Origin of the sequence: Staphylococcus sp. EZ-P03, from assembly GCF_003344575.1 — a bacterium.
GTDB classification, from domain to species: Bacteria; Bacillota; Bacilli; order Staphylococcales; family Staphylococcaceae; genus Staphylococcus; species Staphylococcus simulans_B.
Map to the genome: position 1 here is coordinate 163723 of NZ_QPMO01000010.1, position 22998 is coordinate 186720.

Below are 22998 nucleotides of genomic sequence, written 5' to 3' on the forward strand. Positions count from 1 at the left end.
TTTTTTATGCATACAGACAAAAAAGATGCCCTGCGCTGATACGCAAGACATCTTAATCAATGATTATTCATCTTTTTCAAGTTCTACTAATAAATCTCCAGTTTGAATGCCTTCGCCATTAGTGACAGTGACTTGTTTCACTGTACCGCTGAATGGTGCTTGGACTGTTGTTTCCATTTTCATTGCTTCAGTGATTAACAGTGCTTGACCGCTGTCTACATGGTCGCCTACTGCTACTTTCACTTCTGAAACTGTACCAGGCATTTGTGCACCGATATGGTTCGGATTAGATTTATCTGCTTTTGGTTTTACAGTTTCATTTGTTTTAACATTTTCATCTTGGATTTTAATTTGTCGTGTTTGACCGTTCATGATGAAGAAGATCGTTCTGACACCTTTTTCATCCGGTTCAGTAATCGCTTCTAAAGTTATAATCAGCGTTTTACCTTTGTCGATTTCAACTTCCACTGTTTCTCCGACTTGCATACCGAAGAAGAATGTTGGTGTATCTAATAAAGAGACATTGCCGAATTGTTCTTTTGTCGCAATATATTGTTCGTATACTTTCGGATAAATCGCATAACTGATTAAATCTTGTTCAGTGACAGGTTTATCTTGTTTCTCTTGAAGTTCTTTGCGCAATGATTCGAAATCAATCGCTTCAAGATATTCGCCTGGACGTTCAGTTAAAGGTGTTTGACCTTTCAATACAACTTTTTGAAGTTCTTTATTGAAGCCGTCAGTCGGTTGACCGATTTCACCTTTAAAGAATGATACCACTGATTCAGGGAAGTCGAGTTTATAACCGTCGCGTAAAACATCTTCTTCATTCAAGTCGTTTTGAACCATGTATAATGCCATGTCTCCAACTACTTTAGAAGATGGTGTTACTTTAACAATATCGCCGAATAAGAAGTTGACACGGCGGTACATATCTTTCACTTCGTGGAATCGGTTGCCAAGACCTAAACTTTTCGCTTGTTGATTTAAGTTAGAATATTGTCCGCCAGGCATTTCGTATTGATAAATCTCTGTATTCGGAGATTTGAAATCACTTTCGAAATCGCTGTAGTAATGACGGACTGTATCCCAATATTGTCCTAAGCGCTCTAAGCCGTTGATATTGGCACGTGCATCGCGTCCAAAGCCGTTTAATGCATAATACAATGAATTGGCACTTGGCTGGCTTGTTAAGCCGCTCATAGAAGATACTGCAGTATCGATTACATCGACACCAGCATCAGCTGCTTGTTTATAAGTTAAGATACCGTTACCGCTTGTATCATGTGTATGCAAGTGGATTGGAATATTAACTGCTGCTTTTAATTCTCCTACTAATTCATAAGCTGCTTTAGGTTTTAATAATCCGGCCATATCTTTGATGGCTAGAATATGGAAACCTTCACGTTCTAATTCTTTCGCAAGGTTCACATAGTATTCCAATGTGTAAATGTTTGAACGCTGCGGATCTAAAATGTCCCCTGTATAACAAATTGTACCTTCAGAGATTTTGCCTGCTTCTTGTACCGCTTCATTCGCAACTTTCATTTGATCTAACCAGTTCAATGAGTCGAAGATACGGAAGACATCAATACCTGCATCGGCACTTTCTTGTACGAATTTTTTAATGACATTATCCGGATAGTTTTTATACCCTACTGCGTTAGAAGCACGTAATAACATTTGGAATAAGATATTAGGAATGGCTTTTCGCATTTTCTCTAATCTTTCCCAAGGATTTTCTTTTAAGAAGTTATACGCAACATCAAACGTTGCACCGCCCCACATTTCTAATGAGAACGCATCTTGCAAGATTTCCGCTGTTTCAGACGCAATCGCAAGCATATCATTAGTACGCACACGAGTCGCAAGCAATGATTGGTGCGCATCACGGAATGTTGTATCTGTAATCAACACATCATCTTGTTTTAATAACCAATCCGCTACTGCTTTAGGTCCTTGTTCATCCAAGATTTGTTTTGTACCTCTTAATTGATTGATTTTGTTTTGAGGCACACGCTCAATATGCGGACGTTCAAATTCAGGTTTCGGACGTTTTTCAACATTCGGGAAACCATTGATTGTCACATTACCGATATATTCCAATGTTTTCGTACCGCGGTCTTGTGTCGGTTTGATATCGAAGAGTTCAGGAGTTTCTTCGATAAATTTCGTTGTATAGTCGCCTTCTTGGAATTGTTTGTTTCTGATTACATTGATTAAGAATGGAATATTCGTTTTAACACCGCGAATACGCATTTCTCTCAAAGAACGATCCATCTTTTCAATTGTTTGTTTAAATGTTAAAGCGTGTGTAGACAATTTAACTAATAACGAGTCATAATAAGGTGAAATTTCTGCACCTTGGAATCCGTCACCTGCATCTAAACGGACACCGAAACCGCCGCTTGAGCGATAAGCAATAATATGGCCTGTATCAGGCATAAAGTCGTTTGTCGGATCTTCTGTTGTGATACGGCATTGGATTGCATAACCTAAAGTATGAATGTCCTCTTGATGCGGAATACCGATTTCATCACCGAATAATGATTCGCCGTCAGCCACAAGAATTTGAGACTTCACAATATCAATACCAGTAATCATTTCAGTAATAGTATGTTCTACTTGTACACGAGGGTTGACTTCAATAAAGAAGAACTCATTGCCTGATACTAAAAACTCGACTGTACCCGCATTCACATAACCTACATTATTCATTAATTGCAGCGCTGCATCGCAAATACGCTGACGAAGTTCTGGGTCCATACCTACAGAAGGTGCAACTTCTACTACTTTTTGGTGACGGCGCTGAACAGAACAGTCACGTTCATAAAGGTGCACAATATTGCCGTGTGCGTCACCGATGACTTGTACTTCGATATGTTTTGGTTCGTTAATATACTTTTCAATATATACTTCACTGTTGCCGAATGATTTTTGTGCTTCAGATTTCGCACGTGAAAAAGCTTCTTCTAATTCTGATTCCTCATTCACGATACGCATACCTTTACCACCGCCGCCGCTAGTGGCTTTAATCATTAACGGATAACCAGCTTCTTTCGCAAAATCAGCTGCTTTATGATAATCCTCAATCGGTCCGTCTGTACCAGGGATAACAGGCAAGCCCGCTTTAATTGCTGTTGCACGTGCTTTGACTTTATCACCGAACATATCTAAATGTTTTAATTCTGGTCCGATAAAGATAATGCCTTCTTCTTCACAACGTTCTGCGAAGGTTTCATTCTCACTTAAGAATCCGTATCCTGGATGAATCGCATCTACTCCTGCATTTTTAGCCACTTCAATAATACGTTCAATATTCAAATAGCTGTCTGCCGGTCCTAAATCTTCACCGACCAAATAAGATTCATCTGCTTTGTTTCTATGTAATGAACCCTTGTCCTCATTTGAATAAATCGCTACTGTTTTAATATTTAATTCAGTGGCTGCACGGAAAATACGAATTGCGATTTCACCGCGGTTTGCTACCATTAATTTATTAATCTTCTTCAAGTGATCAACCCCCAAAAATCAATTATTAGAATTTTCTAAACCTTTGTTGTAAATTTTATTATACCAAAACACGAACATTGATGACAGTTAATTTCACAGCCCGTTCACAAAAATAAGCTTTGCTTTTTGTTTTCACAAAATACTTTCCTTAATTCTGCTTTTAAACCAACGTCTCATGCAGCGGTAATAATATGACTTATCTAAACATACAGATATTATATCACATTTTCTTATAACCAATCATAACTTTTGTTTATATACTTCACTTAAAGCAATCATTTTAACTTAACTTTTAATTCTTAACATTGTTTGCACTCCACTCAGAAAATGTTTGTGTTTTTGTTAAGAAAACGTAAAAAGATATAAAAAAGACCAAGAGATAGGAAATCTCTCGGTCCTGAATATTAATATCTTCTTGGAATATCTATATGTCGCTGCTGTGCTGCTCTTTTTTCCATTTTGATTTGTTTCGCCGTTATCAACAACAAGCCTAAGGCTATACTTAAACTGATCATTGAAGAACCGCCGAAACTGATAAACGGCAATGGTACCCCTGTTAATGGGATTAATGCTGAAATACCGCCTAAGTTAACGAAAGTTTGACTTCCGATATAACTAGCGATACCTACACAAACCAATTTATAAAAATATGACTGTGTTTGTGCAGCAAGCTGGAATGCTCTGTATACAATAAAGAACAAGAGGCCAAGTACAAAAAGACCGCCGATTAAGCCCAGCTCTTCACATATTACTGCGAATATAAAGTCGGTATGCGGCTCTGGCAAGTAACCAAGTTTCATCACACTGTTGCCGATACCTTTACCAAATAATCCGCCGTTGCCTATCGCCATTAATGAGTTGGAAATATGGTAACCTGTTCCGGATTCATAGTGGAACGGGTCTGTCATAATTCTAAAACGGGCAACCAAGTATGCAGGCAGCCAGCCTAATGCGGCAAATAAAATCAGCGAGGCGATACCGCCGGCTGCAATCAATCCGCCCCATTTCAGTATCGGTTTAACCCAAATACCTGCATAAAAGACTATAGACATAAAGATAATCGTAATCAGCATGGTTTGCCCTACGTCACGCTGCAGCAATACTAAAAAGATACAGCCTATGATTAATAATATAGGTCCTAATATCACTTTAGAATTGCTGAGCACTTTGGCACGCTTTTTATTGATCATATACGGCAAATATAAAATGATTGCAATTTTCAACAGCTCAGACGCCTGCAAGTTCATAAAACCTAAGTTAATCCAGCTTTTTGAACCATTAATATTCTTACCTACAATCAAAGTTGCAAATAGTAATAAAAAGACGCCGATCATGACACCCTGCTGAACCTTTTTATTCTGCAGAATTTTTACATTCATAAAAAAGGCCATAAAGAACACAATGAGGAAACTCATGATGACATACATTAATTGTCTCGTATAGAAATAAGTTCCAGACACCGGTGTTCCGCCTGTCAATGTACCTTTCGTTGCTGCGACCATACTGGCACTGTAAACCATCACTAAGCCGATTAAACAGAGCATAATATATGTAATTACAAGCGGGTAATCGATATATCTTGCGTACTTCCCTACATGTCGAAAGAAAGCTTTTACGTTATTCATTTATTAAATCATCCAATTCTTATATTTGAAGCAGTTTCAAATATTTTGCAGAGTTTGTTTAAGGTGCAATGACACCTTACTTCTTTTTCAACTTTCAAGATATCTTTATAAAACCATATTTTTAAGCGGTGTTGCAAGTAATTCTATAACGTTTTTTGAAATAAAAAAGCGGCTGGAGATTCTATCAAACTCTGACAGAACTGCAGCCACTTCATACGTTTTTATCTGATGCCGTTGCTTTAAACGTTTGTGAATGCTTCGTGAAGTTTAGACAATTCTTTTTCAAGACGCAGCATAATTTCTTTGCCTTGTTCAATTTCAATAAGGCCTAAATTCGCTGCAAAGTCTACTTCTTTTTGCAAGCCAAACATTTGTGTATCTAATACTTCTTCGTATAATGGACATTGCGGCAATGTTAAATTGTCCATTTGTACTTTGATTAATTGCAGAATGCGCTCTGCATCTTTATTTAATTGGTCATATGCCGCGTTATTTATTGTGTTCGCTTTCATCATGACATACTCCCCCTATCATTTCTTGTCATATAAAAATTTTAGCTTACTCAATATCAAATTGCAAGTAAATTTCAATTCAGTATTTCTAATCTATGTTATCATAGACTCAGATAATATAAAGGGGAGCGCATAAAATGATACAAATTAAGGGTAAAGTCAAATTTCCGATTACTTTAGACAGTACAACTTGGATTTTTGATGATCGTAAAGTAAAAATCGAAGATTTAGAAGCAGGTGTCTTTGAAGGTACGAAGCCTGTAGAATTCCAAAACAACCGTGAATGGAACAGAGCGATTTTGGAAGGCCAAACGAACCCGCCAACACTTAATTCTGAAATCAAATACAAAAAACGTGCCATGATTGAAGATACATTTGTAATCAATATGACACCTTTCTTCAAAAATGCTGAGCCGGATGATTCTGCATCCGCAATTCGTTTGTCTAATGAAGAAGATGCTATTGAAGTTCCATTAAGCTTGTTGCCTTACCTCTTCTTTAAATTTGCGGACAAAGGCAAACGCTTATATGATGATAACGGTGTAGACAGCTTCGTGTACATACCTGAAGAAGGGTATTCACATGAATTCAAACATGTGACACATATCGAGGTGGTATAACTTGAGAAAAGTACAGTGTATCTTATGTGATACAGAAGTACTGATAGACGAAAATACGTTAGAGGCAAAACAGCTAAAAAATCATCCCATGCGTACATTTATGTGCGAGGAATGCAAAAGCCGTTTAGATGTGCCGAAACAACGTAACAATTACTATAAGTCGCAAAATAACTTTAATATTTTCACAAAAGATCATGAGTAATCACCTCATGGTCTTTTTTTTACGACCTCGGAACACCATTAACTTAAATATATTTATACAAGATAAAGTATTTGAAATTAAAAAGAGCGTTTGGACCGGCAATCATTGCCGATTCAAACGCTCTGGCTTTATATTGAACAAATTATTCTTCTTCAGCCATAATTTGTTTTACACGTTTTGCTTCTTTTTCACGTTGAGATTTATTTAAGATTTTCTTTCTCATACGGATGTTTTCTGGTGTAACTTCTAATAATTCATCGTCATCGATAAATTCTAATGCTTCTTCAAGTGTTAAGATACGCGGACGTTTCATTACTTGTGTTTGGTCTTTTGTTGCTGAACGGACGTTGGTTTGGTTTTTAGTTTTTGTGATGTTGACTGTTAAGTCATTTTCACGGTTGTTTTCACCAACAATCATTCCTTCGTATACTTCAGTACCAGGTTCCATGAAGTTTGTACCGCGGTCTTCTAAACCGATAATTGCATATTGGCTGGCTTTACCTTGGTCCATTGATACTAATACACCGTTACGGCGTCCGCCGATGCGGCCTTTAACACGTGGACGGAATTCTTCGAATGTGTGGTTGATGATACCATAACCACTTGTCATAGACATGAATTCAGTTGTATAACCGATCATACCGCGTGCAGGCACCATAAAAATTAAACGTGTTAAACCGTTATCTGTTGTAACCATGTCTAACATTTCACCTTTACGTTGACCTAATGATTCAATAACTGAACCTGAATTTTCTTGAGGTACTTCACATTGTACGCGTTCGAATGGTTCGCATAATACGCCGTCGATTTCTCTTAAGATAACTTGAGGTTTAGATACTTGTAATTCATAACCTTCACGACGCATATTTTCAATTAAAATTGATAAGTGCAATTCACCACGACCAGCAACAATCCATGCATCCGGTGAATCTGTAGGTGTAACTTTCAATGATACGTCTGTTTCAAGCTGTTGATCTAAACGGTCTTGAATTTGACGTGCAGTGACGTAAGTACCTTCACGGCCGGCAAATGGAGAGTTGTTGACACGGAATGTCATTTCAAGTGTCGGTTCGTCAATACGAAGTACAGGCAATGCTTCTTGATGGTCATGCGGTGTAACTGTTTCACCAACGTTGATGTCTTCCATGCCTGATACTGCGATTAAGTCCCCTGCATGTGCTTCTTGGATTTCTTCACGTTTCAATCCGAAGAAACCAAAGATTTTTGTAACACGGAAGTTTTTCACGCTGCCGTCTAATTTTAATAAGGATACTTGGTCGCCGACTTTAATCGTACCTCTGAACACACGACCGATACCGATACGTCCGACATAGTCATTGTAGTCTAATAATGCAACTTGGAATTGTAGCGGCTCATCTCTGTTATCTACAGGTGCTGGTACATATTCTAAGATTGTTTCATATAATGACTGCATGTTTTCATCTTGTTTATCAGCATCTAAGCTTGCTGTACCGTTAACAGCAGATGCATATACTACTGGGAATTCAAGTTGTTCGTCGTTTGCGTCTAATTCGATAAATAAGTCTAAGACTTCATCCACAACCGCTTCAGGGCGTGCTGCTGGTTTATCGATTTTATTCACTACAACAACAGGTTTCAAGTTTTGTTCTAAAGCTTTTTTCAACACGAAACGTGTTTGAGGCATTGTACCTTCGTAGGCATCAACAACTAATACAACACCGTCTACCATTTTCATGATACGTTCAACTTCGCCGCCGAAGTCAGCGTGTCCAGGTGTATCCAAAATATTAATTCTAGTGCCTTTATAGTTAACAGCAGTATTTTTAGCTAAAATTGTAATACCGCGTTCTCTTTCAATGTCATTAGAATCCATTGCACGTTCATCAACATGCTCATTCTCACGGAAAATACCAGATTGTTTTAATAATTCGTCAACTAAAGTTGTTTTACCATGGTCAACGTGAGCAATGATAGCAATATTACGTACGTCTTCTCTTAAATTTGTCATACTAAATTTCCTTTCTTGAGTAAATTCCCACTTCAATTTGCAACTTTTTTATTATATCATATTATTGAGCAAAGAATAATAAGGTGGGGTTTGAATGCAGAAAAAAAAATCAAAAGCAATCTTCTGGATCTATTCAGTTCTTGCAGTGATTTTCTTAGTCTTGTTTAGTTTCAGTCTAGGTGCACAAAATTACTGGTTTATGGCAATTACAGCAATTGTCTTAATCGCAATTTTCGGTGCCGGCCTTTACGACTAAGAAAAAATATCGCGAAAATGACTGGTTCTAACCTTTCATTTCTACCGTAACAAAAGTTTCCACTTGTTGCAGTACCCTGCAGCGTGGAGAATACACATAAATACAGTCAAAAGAAAAAGGTTGGGTTCATGCAGCTGTAATTGTGCACTTTACTTAGTTCACAATAGCATACATGGTCCCGACCTTTTATTAATTATTGATGTCTTTTTTGTAATGCTGTCAAAGTTTCCTTCTCCGTCAGCAAGTGTTTTGTTAAAATCTCCTCATGTATGGTGGCATTGCCTACAAGTACAGAGTGCGGTTGTGTAATGACTAACGGATTGCCGAGCAAGTCCGTTCCTTTACCGCCTACTTCATTTAAAATAATTAATCCGCCGGCAAAATCCCAAGGCTGTAAGCGCGGTGTAATATAAGCACCTAATTTGCCTTGCGCTACATTGATGATTTCTAAGGCCGCAGAACCATATGCGCGACAGCTTCTCGCTTCATCTACTACCTTTTTGAATATAACACCTATTGTCGGCTTTGTTAACCAGTTTGGATTAATTCCGATTAAACTTTTATTCAATACTGTATTATTAAGCGGTTTCATCGGCTGTTCGTTAATAAAAGCACCTTGTCCCGTCTTAGCATGGTATAAAATATCTCTCATCACATCATAAACAAAACCTGCATACGGTTTACCATCATTATAAATACCGATAGAAATCGCAAAATTTTCTTGCTGGTGTACGAAGTTTAATGTGCCATCAATCGGATCAATCACCCACACCATACCTTTTTGTTCTATTTCAGACATCGGTCTGCCGTGTCCTTCTTCTCCGATAAATTGATGATCTGGATAATTCTCCATAATATTATTATAAATAAAGTCTTCAGTCGCTTTATCGACATTCGTTACTAAATCATTCGGATTAGATTTTGTTTCAATATCGATATCTTGCTGCATCATTTTACGAATATTATTTCCTGCTTCTATTACAAGCCCTTTAGCAAAATCATAAACTGCCATCTGATGACACCCCTTCTGTAACATATTAACGCTATCATTTGTGAATATAATATCATTTACTCTTCATTAAGCCTAACTTATGCTACAATATTTTCAATAATAGCAAACAGGAGGCTTTATATGTCTAAATATACTTTTTCTTTAAAAAACTTTAAAGTGTTTGAAGTGCCTGGTTTAGACGCACGCATGCAAGCCATTGAATCAGATATCCGCCCCAAATTACGCAACTTGGGCGAACACTTCACAGACTTTTTAAATACACATACTGCCGACGAATTCTTTCCGCATATCGCAAAGCATGCACGTCGTACAGTAAATCCTCCAAAAGATACATGGATTGCATTTTCAACTAATAAACGCGGATATAAAATGCTGCCGCACTTCCAAATCGGCCTTTTCGAATCGCAAGTCTTTGTCATGTTCGGTGTGATGCATGAAGCGAAAAACAAAGCACAAGCCATCGACGTGTTCGAAAAGCATCTGTCAGACATTGAAAACTTGCCTGAGGATTACCGTATCTGCCCTGATCACGTCAAAATGGAAAAACCGCTGATTAAAGATTTAACCACAGCGGACTTAGAAGAAACATTAGCACGTGCCAAACAATTAAAGAAAGGCGAGTTCTTTATTGCACGCACCCTTTCTCCGCGTTCGCCTGAATTAAAATCAGACCGTGCTTTCATTGAATTCTTAGAAGCGACTTTCGAACAATTATTAAAGTTCTATCCATAATAGCATACAAAAAAACATTACACTATTTATACAGATACCTCGTGCTGATTTCAACATCAATTGCTTGAAATCAGCTTTTTATTTTCCAAAAATTTGTCCATTGTTCACAATATGTCTTTCATTTTTGTGAATTTTTAGGTTGACCTAACTTTATTTTTACTTTATCATTAAACCATTATTAGAACACATTGAATTGGGGGTGACCTTCTTGAGTAAAAGAGAGGTCAATTATAATAACGACAGCTTAGATGAAATCAACAATACTGTCAGTTTCAACTCAAACAGCAGTATTAAACAGAAATTCCTCTCCTTCTTAGGACCTGGCTTGCTGGTCGCAGTAGGCTATATGGACCCCGGCAACTGGATAACTTCCATGCAAGGCGGAGCTAAATACGGATATATTCTGTTATTCGTGATTTTAATCTCAAGTGTGTCTGCGATGCTCCTGCAAAGTATGACTGTCAGGTTAGGTATCGCATCAGGGCATGATTTAGCCCAAGTTACCAAGCATTTTTTAAACAAACCGCTCGCATTTATTTTCTGGATTATAGCTGAACTCGCAATCATTGCTACGGATATTGCTGAAGTTATCGGCAGTGCGATTGCACTTGATCTATTATTCGGAATTCCATTGCTGGTTGGTGCGATTATTACAGTATTAGACGTCTTTATCTTATTATTCATCATGAAATTCGGTTTCAGAAAGATAGAAGCGATTGTCGGTACTTTAATCTTTACTGTACTTGCTATCTTCATCTTTGAAGTATATATCGCTTCACCGGATGTAGTAAAAGTCCTAAACGGATTTGTACCTAGCAGCAGTATCATTACTGAACACGGTGCGTTATATATCGCATTAGGTATTATCGGCGCAACAATTATGCCGCATAACCTGTACTTGCATTCATCTATCGTGCAATCACGTACGTATAACAGAAGAGATGAAGCATCAAAAGCACAAGCAATCAAATATGCGACGATTGATTCTAACATCCAATTATCTATCGCATTTGTCATCAACTGCTTATTGCTTGTTCTAGGTGCCGGATTATTCTTCGGCAGCGGCAATGCGGATAATTTAGGCGGATTCTATGACTTATATCAAGCCTTAGAACAACAACCGCTGCTCGGTGCATCGCTTGGCGGCTTAATGAGTACACTCTTTGCGGTGGCATTGCTTGCCTCTGGTCAAAACTCAACCATTACAGGTACATTAGCCGGTCAAATCGTCATGGAAGGTTTCATCAACTTGAAAATGCCGAACTGGGTAAACCGTTTAATTACGCGCTCACTCGCAATTATCCCGGTTATCATTTGCTTGATTATCTTTCACGGCAATGAAAGCATGATGGAACAACTGTTAGTCTTCTCGCAAGTATTCTTAAGTATCGCTTTGCCTTTCACATTGATACCGCTTCAGCTTGCGACTAACAACTCGAATCTTATGGGACAATTTAAAAACAAATTATGGATCAACATCGTATCATGGTCTCTCATTGTGATATTAAGTCTCTTGAATATTCACTTGATTATTCAAACATTCCAAGAATTATAATAAAGTTAACGCACGATCAATCATTCATAGCGATTGATCGTGCGTTTTTTTAACTTTATTTTGAATCATCATCTAAATCATGTCGTGTCGGACGTTCATTTGAGTTTCTTCTGCGCTGTTGTGTTAAATCATGTGTATCTAAATCCTCATGTTGAGCAAAGTCTTCTTGATGCGCACGCCCTTTATCCTCTGAAGCATGTTCTGTTTTATGCGCATGTTCCTCAGCGCGCTTTTCACGTTGATCTAAGTCTGTATTAGGATTAGATACAGCATCGAAATAGTTATGTTCTCTGTCGTATGCTTTATCCGCTTCGCTTTTAGCTTTGCTTCTTCTGACAAACAGCATAACCCCTGCAATAAAGAATAAAATCGTTGCGATGAAGTTTGAGAAAAAGATACCCGCAATCGCCGCAATAATTAAAATGATACCTGAAGCGATACGGTTTTTCTTAATCAATACCAAACCGATAGCCGCAATAATCGCAACTACAATCAAACCTATTGTCGTAAAGATTAATGTTTGATGCAGATATTCAGGCGATATGCTTGGGTCCCCTTGTTTAAGTAAAATATCCGACAGCATTCCTTTGCCCATAAAGATGCCGATTAAGAACAATAACATATAAATCAATGTTAAGCCGACACCTATCCAACCTAGTATTTTTTCAACTTTTCTATTCATGATTTCCCTCCCTAATTAAAAATCGCTTTGTTAAAGCCCGTTGAAGTGGGTCTTATCAACGTAAATACCCTTAAAGCTCAGATTTATGCAATTTTATTTTATTTTGTACATAAGTTAACTTATTTTCGAAACATTACTTGGAATTTATAAAAAAACCGAAGCAGTGACGTCACTGCTTCGGCTTAGTTTGCTTTATTCTTTTTCTTTTGGATTATCTTGTTCTGTTTGTTGCGCTTGTTCATTTTGTTCTTCTTTAGGCGCCTCAGGTTTTGTTTTGCCTTGGTTGAAAGAACGGCGTTCTTCAAAGTTCATACGTCTTTGATTAACCGCACTTGGACGGTTTTTACGCGCCTCTTTCGCACGTTTTTTACGTTCTTTTTTCTCGCGTTTGCGTGCTGCTTTTTCTTCAGCTGTTTCACCTTTGCGCGGTTCTGTATCGCGGTATTTCACTTCTTCAGGTTCTTGTTCTTCTTGTTCCATCGCTTGCTTGCGTGCTTGTTCACGTTCATACGCTTCATTTTCTTGCTGCGCTTTGACTTCATCTTCTGATTTTTGTTTGTATTTCGCCTGACGTGACAAGAATGCAGGACCAGCAGCTTCCGCTTCTGAATGTTCTTCATCGCTTGTTTCAACATTGTCTTCTTGATGCGGTGCTTCTGAACGTTCTTCTTGTACTCTGTCTTTCTTAGGTACATAAGGTTTTACATCGTCTTCGTCATCTTCATATTGTGCACGCGGTTCGTCGCGTTTTTCATATGAAGGGACATAGCGCGGATTTCTTTCCTCTTCTTCATAGTAGCCGCCGCGATGTGATGGTTCTCTGTCATATCTATCATAACGGTCATAATCATTGCCGTACGCACCTGGATAATACGGTACTGTTTCTACTCTATCTTTACGCGCAAACATCATAATTGCGACGATAAAGAACAATACTGGAATAATGATTGTAGCTAATAACAATACAAGCGGCAGCGTAATGATAGATGCGACTAAGAATAAAATTCCTGACAGCACTCTGATATTCATTGAAATGAGTGCTAAGAAAGAAATAAGCAAGCAGACAATCAAGTAAACAATGACTGCCCATATACCATTTTGAAGCCAAATCACAAATTGTGTGGTATTTAAACTGTTATTGGCTAACACTTGCTGTGCTAAGTCGTTATTATTAATCGACTGTTCTAGATTTTGAATTGATGTATTGTTGCTGAATGACACAAGTGCAATAAACATAGTAGTTACTGTTAACAACAGTAATCCAATCCAGTTCAGCCAGCCAAGTACTTTTTCTGCGACTCTGCTGACTGGGCGTTTTATTTGTGTATATTGTGGTTCATCAGACATCATTAACACTCCCTACTCTACTTACTAAATCGTTTTATTGTAATGACATTTTGAAATTCAGAAAATGTTCATTATAATCACTTAAAATATCTTTACCCAAATCCTTGTACACTTCAAGCCTATTTTGTGTTTCTTTCGAAGGATAAAAACGCTGATCCGTTCTGATTTCTTTAGGCAATAGGTTTGCGGCAGCCTTATTCGGTGTCGCATAACCTACCCATTCAGTATTCTGCTTACTGTTTTTAGGGTCCAATAAGAAATTAATAAATTGATGTGCACCCTCTTTGTTTTGTGCAGTTTTCGGTATTACCATCGTATCGAACCACAAATTAGAGCCCTCTTTTGGCACAATATAATCAAATTCAGGATTTTCTTGTACGATAGGTGCTGCGGTACCGCTCCATACTACTGCGATATTCGCTTCATGCTGTTCTAGCATCATCGTTACCTCATCACCGACAATACCTTTGACTTGCGGTGCTAAGTGAGCTAAATCCGCCTCAGCTTCGTTTAAATGCTTCGGATTGGTATCATTCAAACTATAACCGAGCTTATTCAAACTCAATCCCATGATTTCACGCGCACCATCCACTAATATAATATCATTTTTAAACTTAGGATTATATAAACTTCTCCAAGATGAAAAATCTTCCTTTGGATAAGCTTCTTTATTATAAATAATACCCACTGTACCAAAGAAATATGGAATAGAATAACGATTATTTCGATCATAGGCCATATTCATATAACTTTTATCCAAATATTTCATGTTCGGCAGCTGTTTATGATCTAAAGGTACCAGCAAATGATCCTTTTTCATCTTTTGTACAGTGTACTCACTCGGGAAAGCGACATCGTAATGCGTTCCGCCGTTACGAATTTTAGCTTCCATTGCTTCATTGGAATCAAAGGTTTCATAAACGACTTGAATGCCTGTTTCTTTCTCAAACTTTTGAATCAACTCAGGATCAATATATTCTCCCCAGTTATAAACATAAATCTTCTTGCCTGACTTTTGGTCATCCTCTGAACTATACCATTTACTTATACCGAGGCATAGCAATCCGATAACCAAGGCACCGATAACCAGTTGTAGCATTCGATTCATCGCAGCACACCTCTTTTCAATACACTATGGCGTTTAGTGTAGCGTTGAATCGTATAGTAACCGATAATACCAATCATAATCACACCGAATATCAAAGTAGAAATCGCATTGATTTCCATACTGATACCTTTACGCGCCATCGCATAGACTTCTACAGATAAAACACTGAAGCCATTCCCCGTCACAAAGAAACTGACTGTAAAGTCATCTAATGAATATGTCAAAGCCATAAAGAACCCTGCAATAATTGCCGGCATCAAATTCGGAATCATAACACGATTCAATACTTGCCAATCTGTTGCCCCTAAATCTTTAGCAGCCGTAAACATATTCTGGTTCATCTCATACAATTGCGGCAAGACGATAATGACCACAATCGGAATACAAAATGCAATATGCGAAATTAATACAGTCCAAAAGCCGAGGCCCATGCCTGTAAAATGACCAATCGCAGTAAACATAATTAAGAAAGATGCCCCGATAACAACATCAGAAGAAACTAACAAGACATTATTCAATGTTAAAAATGTTAATTTCATACGCTTATGGCGCAAGTGATACAATGCTATGGCACCGAAAGTACCAATGAATGTCGAGAGCGCCGCAGCTAAAAGTGCCACTGCGATGGTGTTGAATAAAATCGACATCAAACGATCATTTTGAAACAACGTTTGATAATGTTCTAACGTAAAACCTTCAAAATGAATCATATTACCGCCGGAGTTAAAGGAATATACCATTAAAAAGAGTATCGGGATGTATAACCCGATAACGAGTAATCCTAAATATAATTTGCCATACCATGTCATGATCTGCGCCCTCCCTCGTTGCCTGATTTCGTGATGACTAAAACGAATGCCATAAAGATAATTAAAGCAATCGCAATGGTAGAACCCATGCCATAGTTTTGTATCACCAGAAATTGTTCTTCTATCGATGTCCCGATATTGATGACTTTATTACCTGCAATCAAGCGTGTAATCATGAATAATGAAAGTGCAGGAATAAATGTGACTTGTATACCAGATAATACTCCTGCTTTCGTCAAAGGCAAAATCACTTTGCGCAATGTAATCCACTTATTCGCTCCTAAATCAGTAGAAGCTTGAAGCAGATTATCAGGGATTGATTTCATACTGTTGAATATCGGCAAGATCATAAATGGAATGTAAATATAACTTGCTACAATAATAAAGGCAGCTGCAGTAAATAATAATTCTGTTTTTGGAAGATGCATCACACCTAATATTTGATTGATAATACCATCATGACTGAAAATCCCGATAAATGCATACGTCTTGAGCAGTAAATTAATCCAAGTCGGTATGATTAAGATCAGTATCCATAAATTTTGATGGGCTGATTGACGAATAAAATAAGCCGCAGGATAACTGATTATCAATGTGACAAGCGTAATCACTGCCGCATAGAAAATAGAGATTCCCATCATCTTCAAATAACGCAGACTGAATATTTGCTGATAATTGCTGAAACTGAAATGACCATGAATATCTAAAAATGAAAAATAGACTAATAAAATGACTGGAATGATAATAAACCCAACCATCCAAATCAAATACGGCACAAATAAAAATTTATTTAATTTTGTCATCAGCTAGCCCTCATAGCTTTCAATACGTTTGTCGAATTCTGCTTCCGTTTCACCCGGCACCATAATATGAATCGCATCAGGTTCAAAGTATAAGCCGACAGTCGCACCTGTTTGTGCTTTCTTTGTCGATTGAATCATCCATGCATAGCCTTCTTTATCTCGGCAATTGATTTCATAATACACACCTCTAAAGAGCATTGATTCGACGACCGCTTCAAACAGCCCTTCGCTTGGCGCTGTAATCGCAATATCTTCCGGACGAATCACAACTTCTATCTTTTGTCCTTTAGGAATACCCATATCCACACACTCTATCTCTTTATCATAGATATTAACCACACGATCCTTCACCATTGTACCTTCAATAATATTTGATTCGCCTATAAAATCAGCCACAAAACGATTTACAGGTTCATCATAGATATTTAACGGTGTATCCAGCTGTTGAATTTTGCCGTCTTTAATCACCGCAATATAGTCGCTTAAAGCCAGTGCTTCTTCTTGATCATGAGTCACAAATATAAATGTAATCCCCAAGCGCTTCTGCAAGGCACGCAATTCATACTGCATCTCTGTACGCAGCTTTAAATCTAATGCTGATAGTGATTCATCCAACAATAATATTTTTGGTTCATTGACCAATGCACGGGCAATGGCTACACGTTGTTTCTGTCCGCCGCTCATTTCATCTATCGTACGCTGCTCATAACCTTCTAATTTAACCAGTTTTAATGCTTCAGTTACTTTTTCTTTAATTTGAGCTGGTTTGACTTTCTTGATTTTTAATCCGAACGCCACATTTTCAAAGACATTTAAATGCGGAAATAAGGCATAGTCTTGAAAGACAGTATTGACTTGACGCTGATTGGCTGGGATTTTATTTAATACTTTGTCTCCATATGCGATTTCACCGAAATCTGCTCGTTCAAAACCGCCGATGATTTTTAAAATCGTTGTTTTGCCGCAGCCGGAAGGCCCTAGCAATGTATAGAATTTTCCTTGTTCGAATTCAATCGAAATATTTTTTAATATAGGTTGTCCATCATATTGTTTATTCACTCCTGATAAAGATAATATCGGCATTCGTTTTTTCCTCCTATAAATACGATGCGGTCGCCACTATCATGGCTTTCACTTCAGATTGGGTTGTGTTAGACAGCTGGTGTTTTTCATGTGCTTTAAAGTAGAGTGCATCTCCTTTTTTGGCATGATACACTGTTTCGCCTAACGTTAATGTAAGTTCACCTTTTAAACAGTATACAAAAGTATCAGAGTCAGATGGCTTGAATGCCTTATAGGCTGTTTGCGGACGCAAAGTCAAAATCAAAGGTTCCATTTCAAAGTCATTCGATCTTGCGACCGGCCAATTTAAAATATAACCGTCATCATATTCATCATAGACTGCTTGTTCCGCTTTAGGGTACAGTACTTTTTCTTGTTCTTCTCCTTTAAAGAAACGTTCTGGTGTCGTACCTAACACTTCCAGCAGCTGCAGAAAGGTTTCCATGCTGGGAGATGACTGTCCGCTTTCAATTTGCGAAATATAGCCTTTTGACAAATCCGTACGTTCTGCTAATTCTTCTTGCGTCAATCGTTTTATCTTTCGCAGATTGCGCAAATTCAATCCAATATCCATACTGCTTCCTCTCAATCGTCTTCATTTGTGCATAAAAAAAGCACAGTCCTGTTTAGTATTAGTAAACATTTTGTTTAATGCTTACTAAAAATAACAGAACTGCGCGTGATTTACAATATAAATTTAAGCGTCGGCACTAAATTTTTTTCGTGTCTCGTCATTCTTGATTCTTTTGACTGCTTGATAGCTGTTATAACCACTGCGTTGTTCAAAATCATCTAAAATATTCTTTTCATCTGCTTTGCCGGGAATCACTTTTTTAAAGTTGCGATAGGCATTCATAAAGTCATCGCGATCAACTTCTCTTTCGTAATAGTCTTCAACACGATTGAAAAAGTGAATGACATCGACCATCTCATCTTGAGACCAATCCACATCAATAGGGTATTGATATTCCATTTCTGTGTTCCTCCTATCTAATTGAATTCACAAATATTATAACATGCAAGAAATCCTGAAACGTAAAAAAACCGCCGGGCTTTGAGCCCGACGGTCTGTTATATGCTTAATCTAATGTTGGGTTGTATTACATAGTGTGGATTGGTAATCCGATTGCTTTTTCAGCAGCTTCCATAGTCATTTCACCTAAAGTTGGGTGAGCATGAACTGTTAATGCGATATCTTCAGCATTCATACCAGATTCAATTGCTAAACCTAATTCAGAGATGATGTCAGAAGCACCTGCACCTACAACTTGTGCACCTACTAATGTGTCATCTTCTTTAAGAGTAATCAATTTAACGAATCCAGTTGTATCGTTTAATGATAAAGCACGGCCGTTTGCTGCGTAAGGGAATTTAGAAGCTTTGTATTCTAAACCTTCTTCTTTCGCTTGCGCTTCAGTGTAACCTACTTGTGCTAATTCTGGTTCAGTGAAGCATACTGCAGGCATACCGATGTAGTCTACTGCAGATTTTTCGCCTGAGATTGCTTCAGCAGCAATTTTACCTTCATAGCTTGCTTTGTGTGCAAGTGGTAAACCAGGAACGATGTCGCCGATAGCGTAGATATTGTCAGCTGATGTACGGCTTTGTTCGTCAACTTCTAATAAGCCGCGTTCGCCGAATTTAAGGCCAAGTTCTTCAAGACCCATTTCATCAGTGTTTGGACGACGACCTACTGTTACTAATACGTAGTCAGCTTCGATTGTTTTTTCTTCGCCTTTTGCTTCGTAAGTAACTTTAACGCCGTTTTCAGTTTCTTCAGCAGATTTAGCCATCGCTTGAGTAACGATTTCCATGCCTTTTTCTTTCATTTTTTTCTTAACAGGTTGCGTCATTTGTTTTTCGAAGCCGCCTAAGATATCTTTAGCACCTTCTAGAATTGTAACTTCTGTACCGAAGTTCGCAAATGCTGTACCTAATTCAGAACCAATGTAACCGCCGCCTACAACTACTAATTTCTCAGGCGCTTCTTGTAAGTTTAAAGCACCAGTTGAGTCGATTACGCGCTCACCGAATTTGAAATTAGGAATTTCGATCGGTCTAGAACCAGTTGCGATGATTGCGTTTTTGAAGTTGTAAGTTTGAGCACTTTTTTCGTCCATTACACGTAAGCTGTTTTTGTCGTGGAAGTAAGCTTCACCTTTAACAATTTCAACTTTGTGGCCTTTTAATAAGCCTTCAACGCCGCCTGTTAATTTGTTAACAACAGACTTTTTGAATTCTTGAACTTTTTCATATTTAAGTTCAACATCTTTAGCGATGATACCAAGATTCTCAGAGTTTTTAGATTCTTGGAATACGTGTGATACGTGTAATAATGCTTTAGATGGGATACATCCTACGTTCAGACATACACCGCCTAATTCGCCTTTCTCAACGATTGTAACTTTTTGTCCCATTTGTGCTGCACGAATTGCTGCAACATAACCCCCAGGACCTGCTCCGATTACAATAGTATCTGTTTCAATTGGAAAATCACCAACTACCATGTTTTACCCCTCCATTAATAATAATTCTGGATTATTTAATAAACGTTTGATGTGGTTCATTGCGTTTTGACCAGTAGCACCGTCAATTTGTCTATGGTCAAAGCTTAATGATAATGCTAATACAGGCGCTGCTACAATTTCTCCATCCTTAACAATTGGTTTTTGAGCGATACGGCCGATACCTAAGATAGCCACTTCAGGGTGGTTAATTACAGGTGTGAACCATTGACCGCCTGCAGAACCGATGTTACTGATTGTGCATGAAGCACCTTTCATTTCGTCAGAAGTTAATTTACCGTCGCGTGCTTTAACAGCAAGCTCATTAATTTCATCTGAAATTTCGAACATTGATTTGCGATCAGCATGTTTAACAACAGGAACTAATAGACCGCGGTCTGTATCAGCAGCAATACCGATGTTCCAGTAATGTTTATGAACTACTTCACCGTTTGCATCATCAAATTCAGTGTTTAATGCTGGGTATTTCTTAAGTGCTGAAACTAATGCTTTAACAACGTAAGGTAAGAATGTTAATTTAGTACCTTGTTCCGCAGCAATCTCTTTGAATTTCTTACGGTGATCCCATAATGCTTGAACTTCTACTTCGTCCATCAATGTTACGTGAGGCGCAGTATGTTTAGAGTTAACCATTGCTTTCGCAATTGCTTTACGCATTGCAGGGATTTTTTCGCGTGTTTCTGGATATTCGCCTTCAGCTGATACAGGTGCTGATGCAGCTTCTTGTGCTGGTGCTGCTTCAGATGCTGCTTCAGTTGATTCAGCACTTGGAGCATCTCCGCTTAAGTAAGCTTCAACGTCAGCTTTAGTGATACGGCCGTTTTTGCCAGTACCTTGAACAGCTTTGATGTTTACATCGTTTTCACGAGCAAATTTACGTACAGAAGGCATAGCTTTAACTCTTCTGTCTTCATCTACTTCTTCAGTTGAAGCTGAACCTGCAACATGGTCAGTTCCTTCTTCTGAAACAGAAGCTGCTTGTTCTTTAGTTTCTTCTTGACCAGCATCGCCGGCTTTGTCTTCTTCAGCATCGCCTTCATGGCTGTGTCCGCCTTTGAATGACATTTCTTCTGCATCTGGTGAATCGATTTTGATAATTGTATCGCCGACTACTGCTACAGTACCTTCGTCTACAACAACTTCTTCAATTGTTCCTGAAACTGGAGAAGGGATTTCTACTACAGATTTGTCGTTTTGAACCTCACATAGAATATCGTCTTCTTCAATTTTGTCTCCAGCTTTAACAAACCACTTTACAATTTCACCTTCGTGGATACCTTCACCAATATCGGGTAATTTAAATTCAAATGCCACGTTCTTGTCCTCCTAAAAGTCATTTTAAGTCACATAAACCAAGACAAAACTGCTAGATTGAAACAAAAATGTCTACATTCGAGTTAAAACCCTAGAGACGACAGGTTTGCTGAAATCTAATCAATATATTGTTCTAGTTTATATTTTGACATAAAAGTTGATTTCGTTTCAACGAAATAATATCTTCAAAAATTTATACTAACTTGTAGACAAATCATTTGCCCCTGCCTATTTCAATGACCAAGCAAGAGCAAATAATACTGTCTGGCTTACTAGGTAGTAAAACGCTTACTTCATATCTACCCAAAAGCCCGTCTGAATATGCCGACTTGTTCGCGCAATTTTAAACAATTAGAAGTTTAAAGTCGCTTTAGCTTTTTCAACGATATCGTTTTTGTTCGGCAACCAAACGTTTTCCGCTTCAGTGAACGGATAAACAGTGTCAGCTGCTGCTACACGAGCAATCGGAGCTTCTAATGAAAGGATTGTGCGTTCTGAAAGTTCAGCAACTACTTGCGCACCTACACCAGCTTGGCGTTGTGCTTCTTGAACCATCACTGCACGGCCTGTTTTTTCAACTGAAGCTACTAAAGTGTCAAAGTCGATCGGTTGTACTGTACGTAAGTCGATAACTTCTGCAGATACACCGTCTTTTTCAAGGTCGTCCGCTGCTTTTAATGCTTCTTGAACCATAGCGCCGTACGCGATTAATGTAATGTCGTTACCTTCGCGTTTAACTTTTGCTTTGCCAAGTTCAATTTCATATTCCTCTTCAGGAACTTCTTCACGGAATGAACGGTATAATTTCATGTGTTCTAAATAAACAACAGGGTCGTTGCTTCTGATCGCAGAAATTAATAATCCTTTTGCATCATATGGGTTTGATGGGATAACTACAGTTAATCCTGGAGATTGTGCCAAGATACCTTCTAAGTTATCTGCGTGTAATTCAGGTGTATGCACACCGCCGCCGAATGGTGCACGGATTGTAACTGGTGCTTCTTTTGTGTTACCTGAACGGAATCTTGTACGAGCGATTTGACCTGCAACAGAGTCAAATACTTCGAATACGAATCCTAAGAATTGGATTTCCATTACTGGACGGTAACCTTCAACAGTTAATCCAAGTGCTAAACCGCCGATTCCTGATTCAGCAAGCGGAGTATCGAATACTCGATCTTCACCGAATTCTTTTTGTAAACCTTCCGTTACACGGAATACGCCACCGTTAACACCAACATCTTCACCAAAAAGCAAAACATTTTCGTCGTTTTGAAGTTCAGTTTTAAGTGCGTTGTTAATCGCTTGTACCATTGTCATTTGTGCCATGG

The 22998-nt window shown here is 38.2% G+C and carries 20 protein-coding genes and 1 pseudogene; 5 read left to right on the top strand and 16 right to left on the bottom strand.

The window, feature by feature from the left end; genetic code table 11:
* Positions 1-63: 63 nt before the first annotated feature.
* The 3 genes from DVJ99_RS06550 to DVJ99_RS06560 form a co-directional block, all read right to left on the bottom strand.
* A complete protein-coding gene (locus DVJ99_RS06550) occupies positions 64-3513 on the bottom strand; it encodes a pyruvate carboxylase (protein ID WP_114603619.1) in 3450 nt (1149 codons plus the stop codon).
* Between the two features lie 404 nt (positions 3514-3917).
* Entirely contained in the window at positions 3918-5138 is a 1221-nt protein-coding gene (gene ftsW, locus DVJ99_RS06555; protein ID WP_114603620.1) for a cell division peptidoglycan polymerase FtsW, read from the bottom strand.
* Positions 5139-5377: 239 nt separating this feature from the next.
* The gene (locus DVJ99_RS06560) at positions 5378-5653 is read right to left on the bottom strand and encodes an Fpa/YlaN family protein (RefSeq protein WP_114603621.1); all 276 of its coding nucleotides are present in this window, start codon (positions 5651-5653) and stop codon (positions 5378-5380) included.
* A 134-nt stretch (positions 5654-5787) separates the two neighbouring features.
* Here DVJ99_RS06560 and DVJ99_RS06565 point away from each other — a divergent pair, with 134 nt between their 5' ends.
* Together DVJ99_RS06565 and DVJ99_RS06570 are read left to right on the top strand one after the other, a co-directional pair.
* Positions 5788-6270, top strand: a complete 483-nt coding sequence (locus DVJ99_RS06565) for a hypothetical protein (protein ID WP_114603622.1) — start codon at positions 5788-5790, stop codon at positions 6268-6270.
* A 1-nt stretch (position 6271) separates the two neighbouring features.
* A complete protein-coding gene (locus DVJ99_RS06570; protein WP_105993822.1) occupies positions 6272-6472 on the top strand; it encodes a DUF2197 domain-containing protein in 201 nt (66 codons plus the stop codon).
* Positions 6473-6614: 142 nt separating this feature from the next.
* On the opposite strand, the gene typA is transcribed toward DVJ99_RS06570, so the two are convergent.
* Positions 6615-8462: a translational GTPase TypA gene (gene typA / locus DVJ99_RS06575; protein ID WP_114603623.1), complete on the bottom strand. Its 1848-nt coding sequence runs from the start codon at positions 8460-8462 to the stop codon at positions 6615-6617.
* A 94-nt stretch (positions 8463-8556) separates the two neighbouring features.
* On the opposite strand from typA, the pseudogene DVJ99_RS06580 reads away from it, so the two are divergent.
* Positions 8557-8749 (top strand): annotated as a pseudogene (locus DVJ99_RS06580) (DUF5325 family protein).
* Between the two features lie 162 nt (positions 8750-8911).
* Here DVJ99_RS06580 and DVJ99_RS06585 read toward each other — a convergent pair.
* Positions 8912-9730, bottom strand: a complete 819-nt coding sequence (locus DVJ99_RS06585) for an inositol monophosphatase family protein (RefSeq protein WP_114603624.1) — start codon at positions 9728-9730, stop codon at positions 8912-8914.
* Positions 9731-9850: 120 nt separating this feature from the next.
* Here DVJ99_RS06585 and DVJ99_RS06590 point away from each other — a divergent pair, with 120 nt between their 5' ends.
* Positions 9851-10462 carry a YktB family protein gene (locus tag DVJ99_RS06590; protein WP_114603625.1) on the top strand — a complete coding sequence of 204 codons (612 nt, stop codon included), beginning with the start codon at positions 9851-9853 and terminating at the stop codon, positions 10460-10462.
* A 208-nt stretch (positions 10463-10670) separates the two neighbouring features.
* Positions 10671-12017: an Nramp family divalent metal transporter gene (locus DVJ99_RS06595; protein ID WP_162912147.1), complete on the top strand. Its 1347-nt coding sequence runs from the start codon at positions 10671-10673 to the stop codon at positions 12015-12017.
* A gap of 55 nt (positions 12018-12072) precedes the next feature.
* Here the strand turns inward: DVJ99_RS06595 and DVJ99_RS06600 are convergent, their stop codons facing one another.
* The 11 genes from DVJ99_RS06600 to DVJ99_RS06650 all read right to left on the bottom strand — a co-directional run bounded on the left by DVJ99_RS06600 (position 12073) and on the right by DVJ99_RS06650 (position 22996).
* Positions 12073-12699 carry a DUF4064 domain-containing protein gene (locus DVJ99_RS06600; protein ID WP_114603627.1) on the bottom strand — a complete coding sequence of 209 codons (627 nt, stop codon included), beginning with the start codon at positions 12697-12699 and terminating at the stop codon, positions 12073-12075.
* Between the two features lie 192 nt (positions 12700-12891).
* The gene (gene auxB, locus DVJ99_RS06605) at positions 12892-14046 is read right to left on the bottom strand and encodes a lipoteichoic acid stability factor AuxB (protein ID WP_162912148.1); all 1155 of its coding nucleotides are present in this window, start codon (positions 14044-14046) and stop codon (positions 12892-12894) included.
* A 34-nt stretch (positions 14047-14080) separates the two neighbouring features.
* Positions 14081-15154 (bottom strand): ABC transporter substrate-binding protein, encoded by a 1074-nt coding sequence (locus DVJ99_RS06610; protein WP_114603629.1) that lies wholly within the window; start codon positions 15152-15154, stop codon positions 14081-14083.
* On the bottom strand, positions 15151-15963 hold the full coding sequence (locus DVJ99_RS06615; protein ID WP_114603630.1) for an ABC transporter permease: 813 nt from the start codon (positions 15961-15963) through the stop codon (positions 15151-15153). The genes DVJ99_RS06610 and DVJ99_RS06615 overlap by 4 nt, the downstream gene beginning before the upstream one ends.
* Positions 15960-16766, bottom strand: coding sequence for an ABC transporter permease (locus DVJ99_RS06620; protein ID WP_114603631.1), 807 nt, complete (start codon positions 16764-16766; stop codon positions 15960-15962). Before DVJ99_RS06620 ends, DVJ99_RS06615 begins: the two co-directional genes overlap by 4 nt.
* A gap of 3 nt (positions 16767-16769) precedes the next feature.
* The gene (locus tag DVJ99_RS06625; protein ID WP_114603632.1) at positions 16770-17849 is read right to left on the bottom strand and encodes an ABC transporter ATP-binding protein; all 1080 of its coding nucleotides are present in this window, start codon (positions 17847-17849) and stop codon (positions 16770-16772) included.
* A gap of 13 nt (positions 17850-17862) precedes the next feature.
* A complete protein-coding gene (locus tag DVJ99_RS06630; protein WP_114603633.1) occupies positions 17863-18402 on the bottom strand; it encodes a helix-turn-helix domain-containing protein in 540 nt (179 codons plus the stop codon).
* Between the two features lie 123 nt (positions 18403-18525).
* Positions 18526-18801 carry a UPF0223 family protein gene (locus DVJ99_RS06635; RefSeq protein WP_105993810.1) on the bottom strand — a complete coding sequence of 92 codons (276 nt, stop codon included), beginning with the start codon at positions 18799-18801 and terminating at the stop codon, positions 18526-18528.
* Positions 18802-18928: 127 nt separating this feature from the next.
* A complete protein-coding gene (lpdA, locus tag DVJ99_RS06640; RefSeq protein ID WP_105993809.1) occupies positions 18929-20335 on the bottom strand; it encodes a dihydrolipoyl dehydrogenase in 1407 nt (468 codons plus the stop codon).
* A gap of 3 nt (positions 20336-20338) precedes the next feature.
* Positions 20339-21667 (bottom strand): dihydrolipoamide acetyltransferase family protein, encoded by a 1329-nt coding sequence (locus tag DVJ99_RS06645; RefSeq protein WP_114603634.1) that lies wholly within the window; start codon positions 21665-21667, stop codon positions 20339-20341.
* Positions 21668-22018: 351 nt separating this feature from the next.
* Positions 22019-22996, bottom strand: a complete 978-nt coding sequence (locus DVJ99_RS06650) for an alpha-ketoacid dehydrogenase subunit beta (RefSeq protein WP_114603635.1) — start codon at positions 22994-22996, stop codon at positions 22019-22021.
* Positions 22997-22998: the final 2 nt, after the last annotated feature.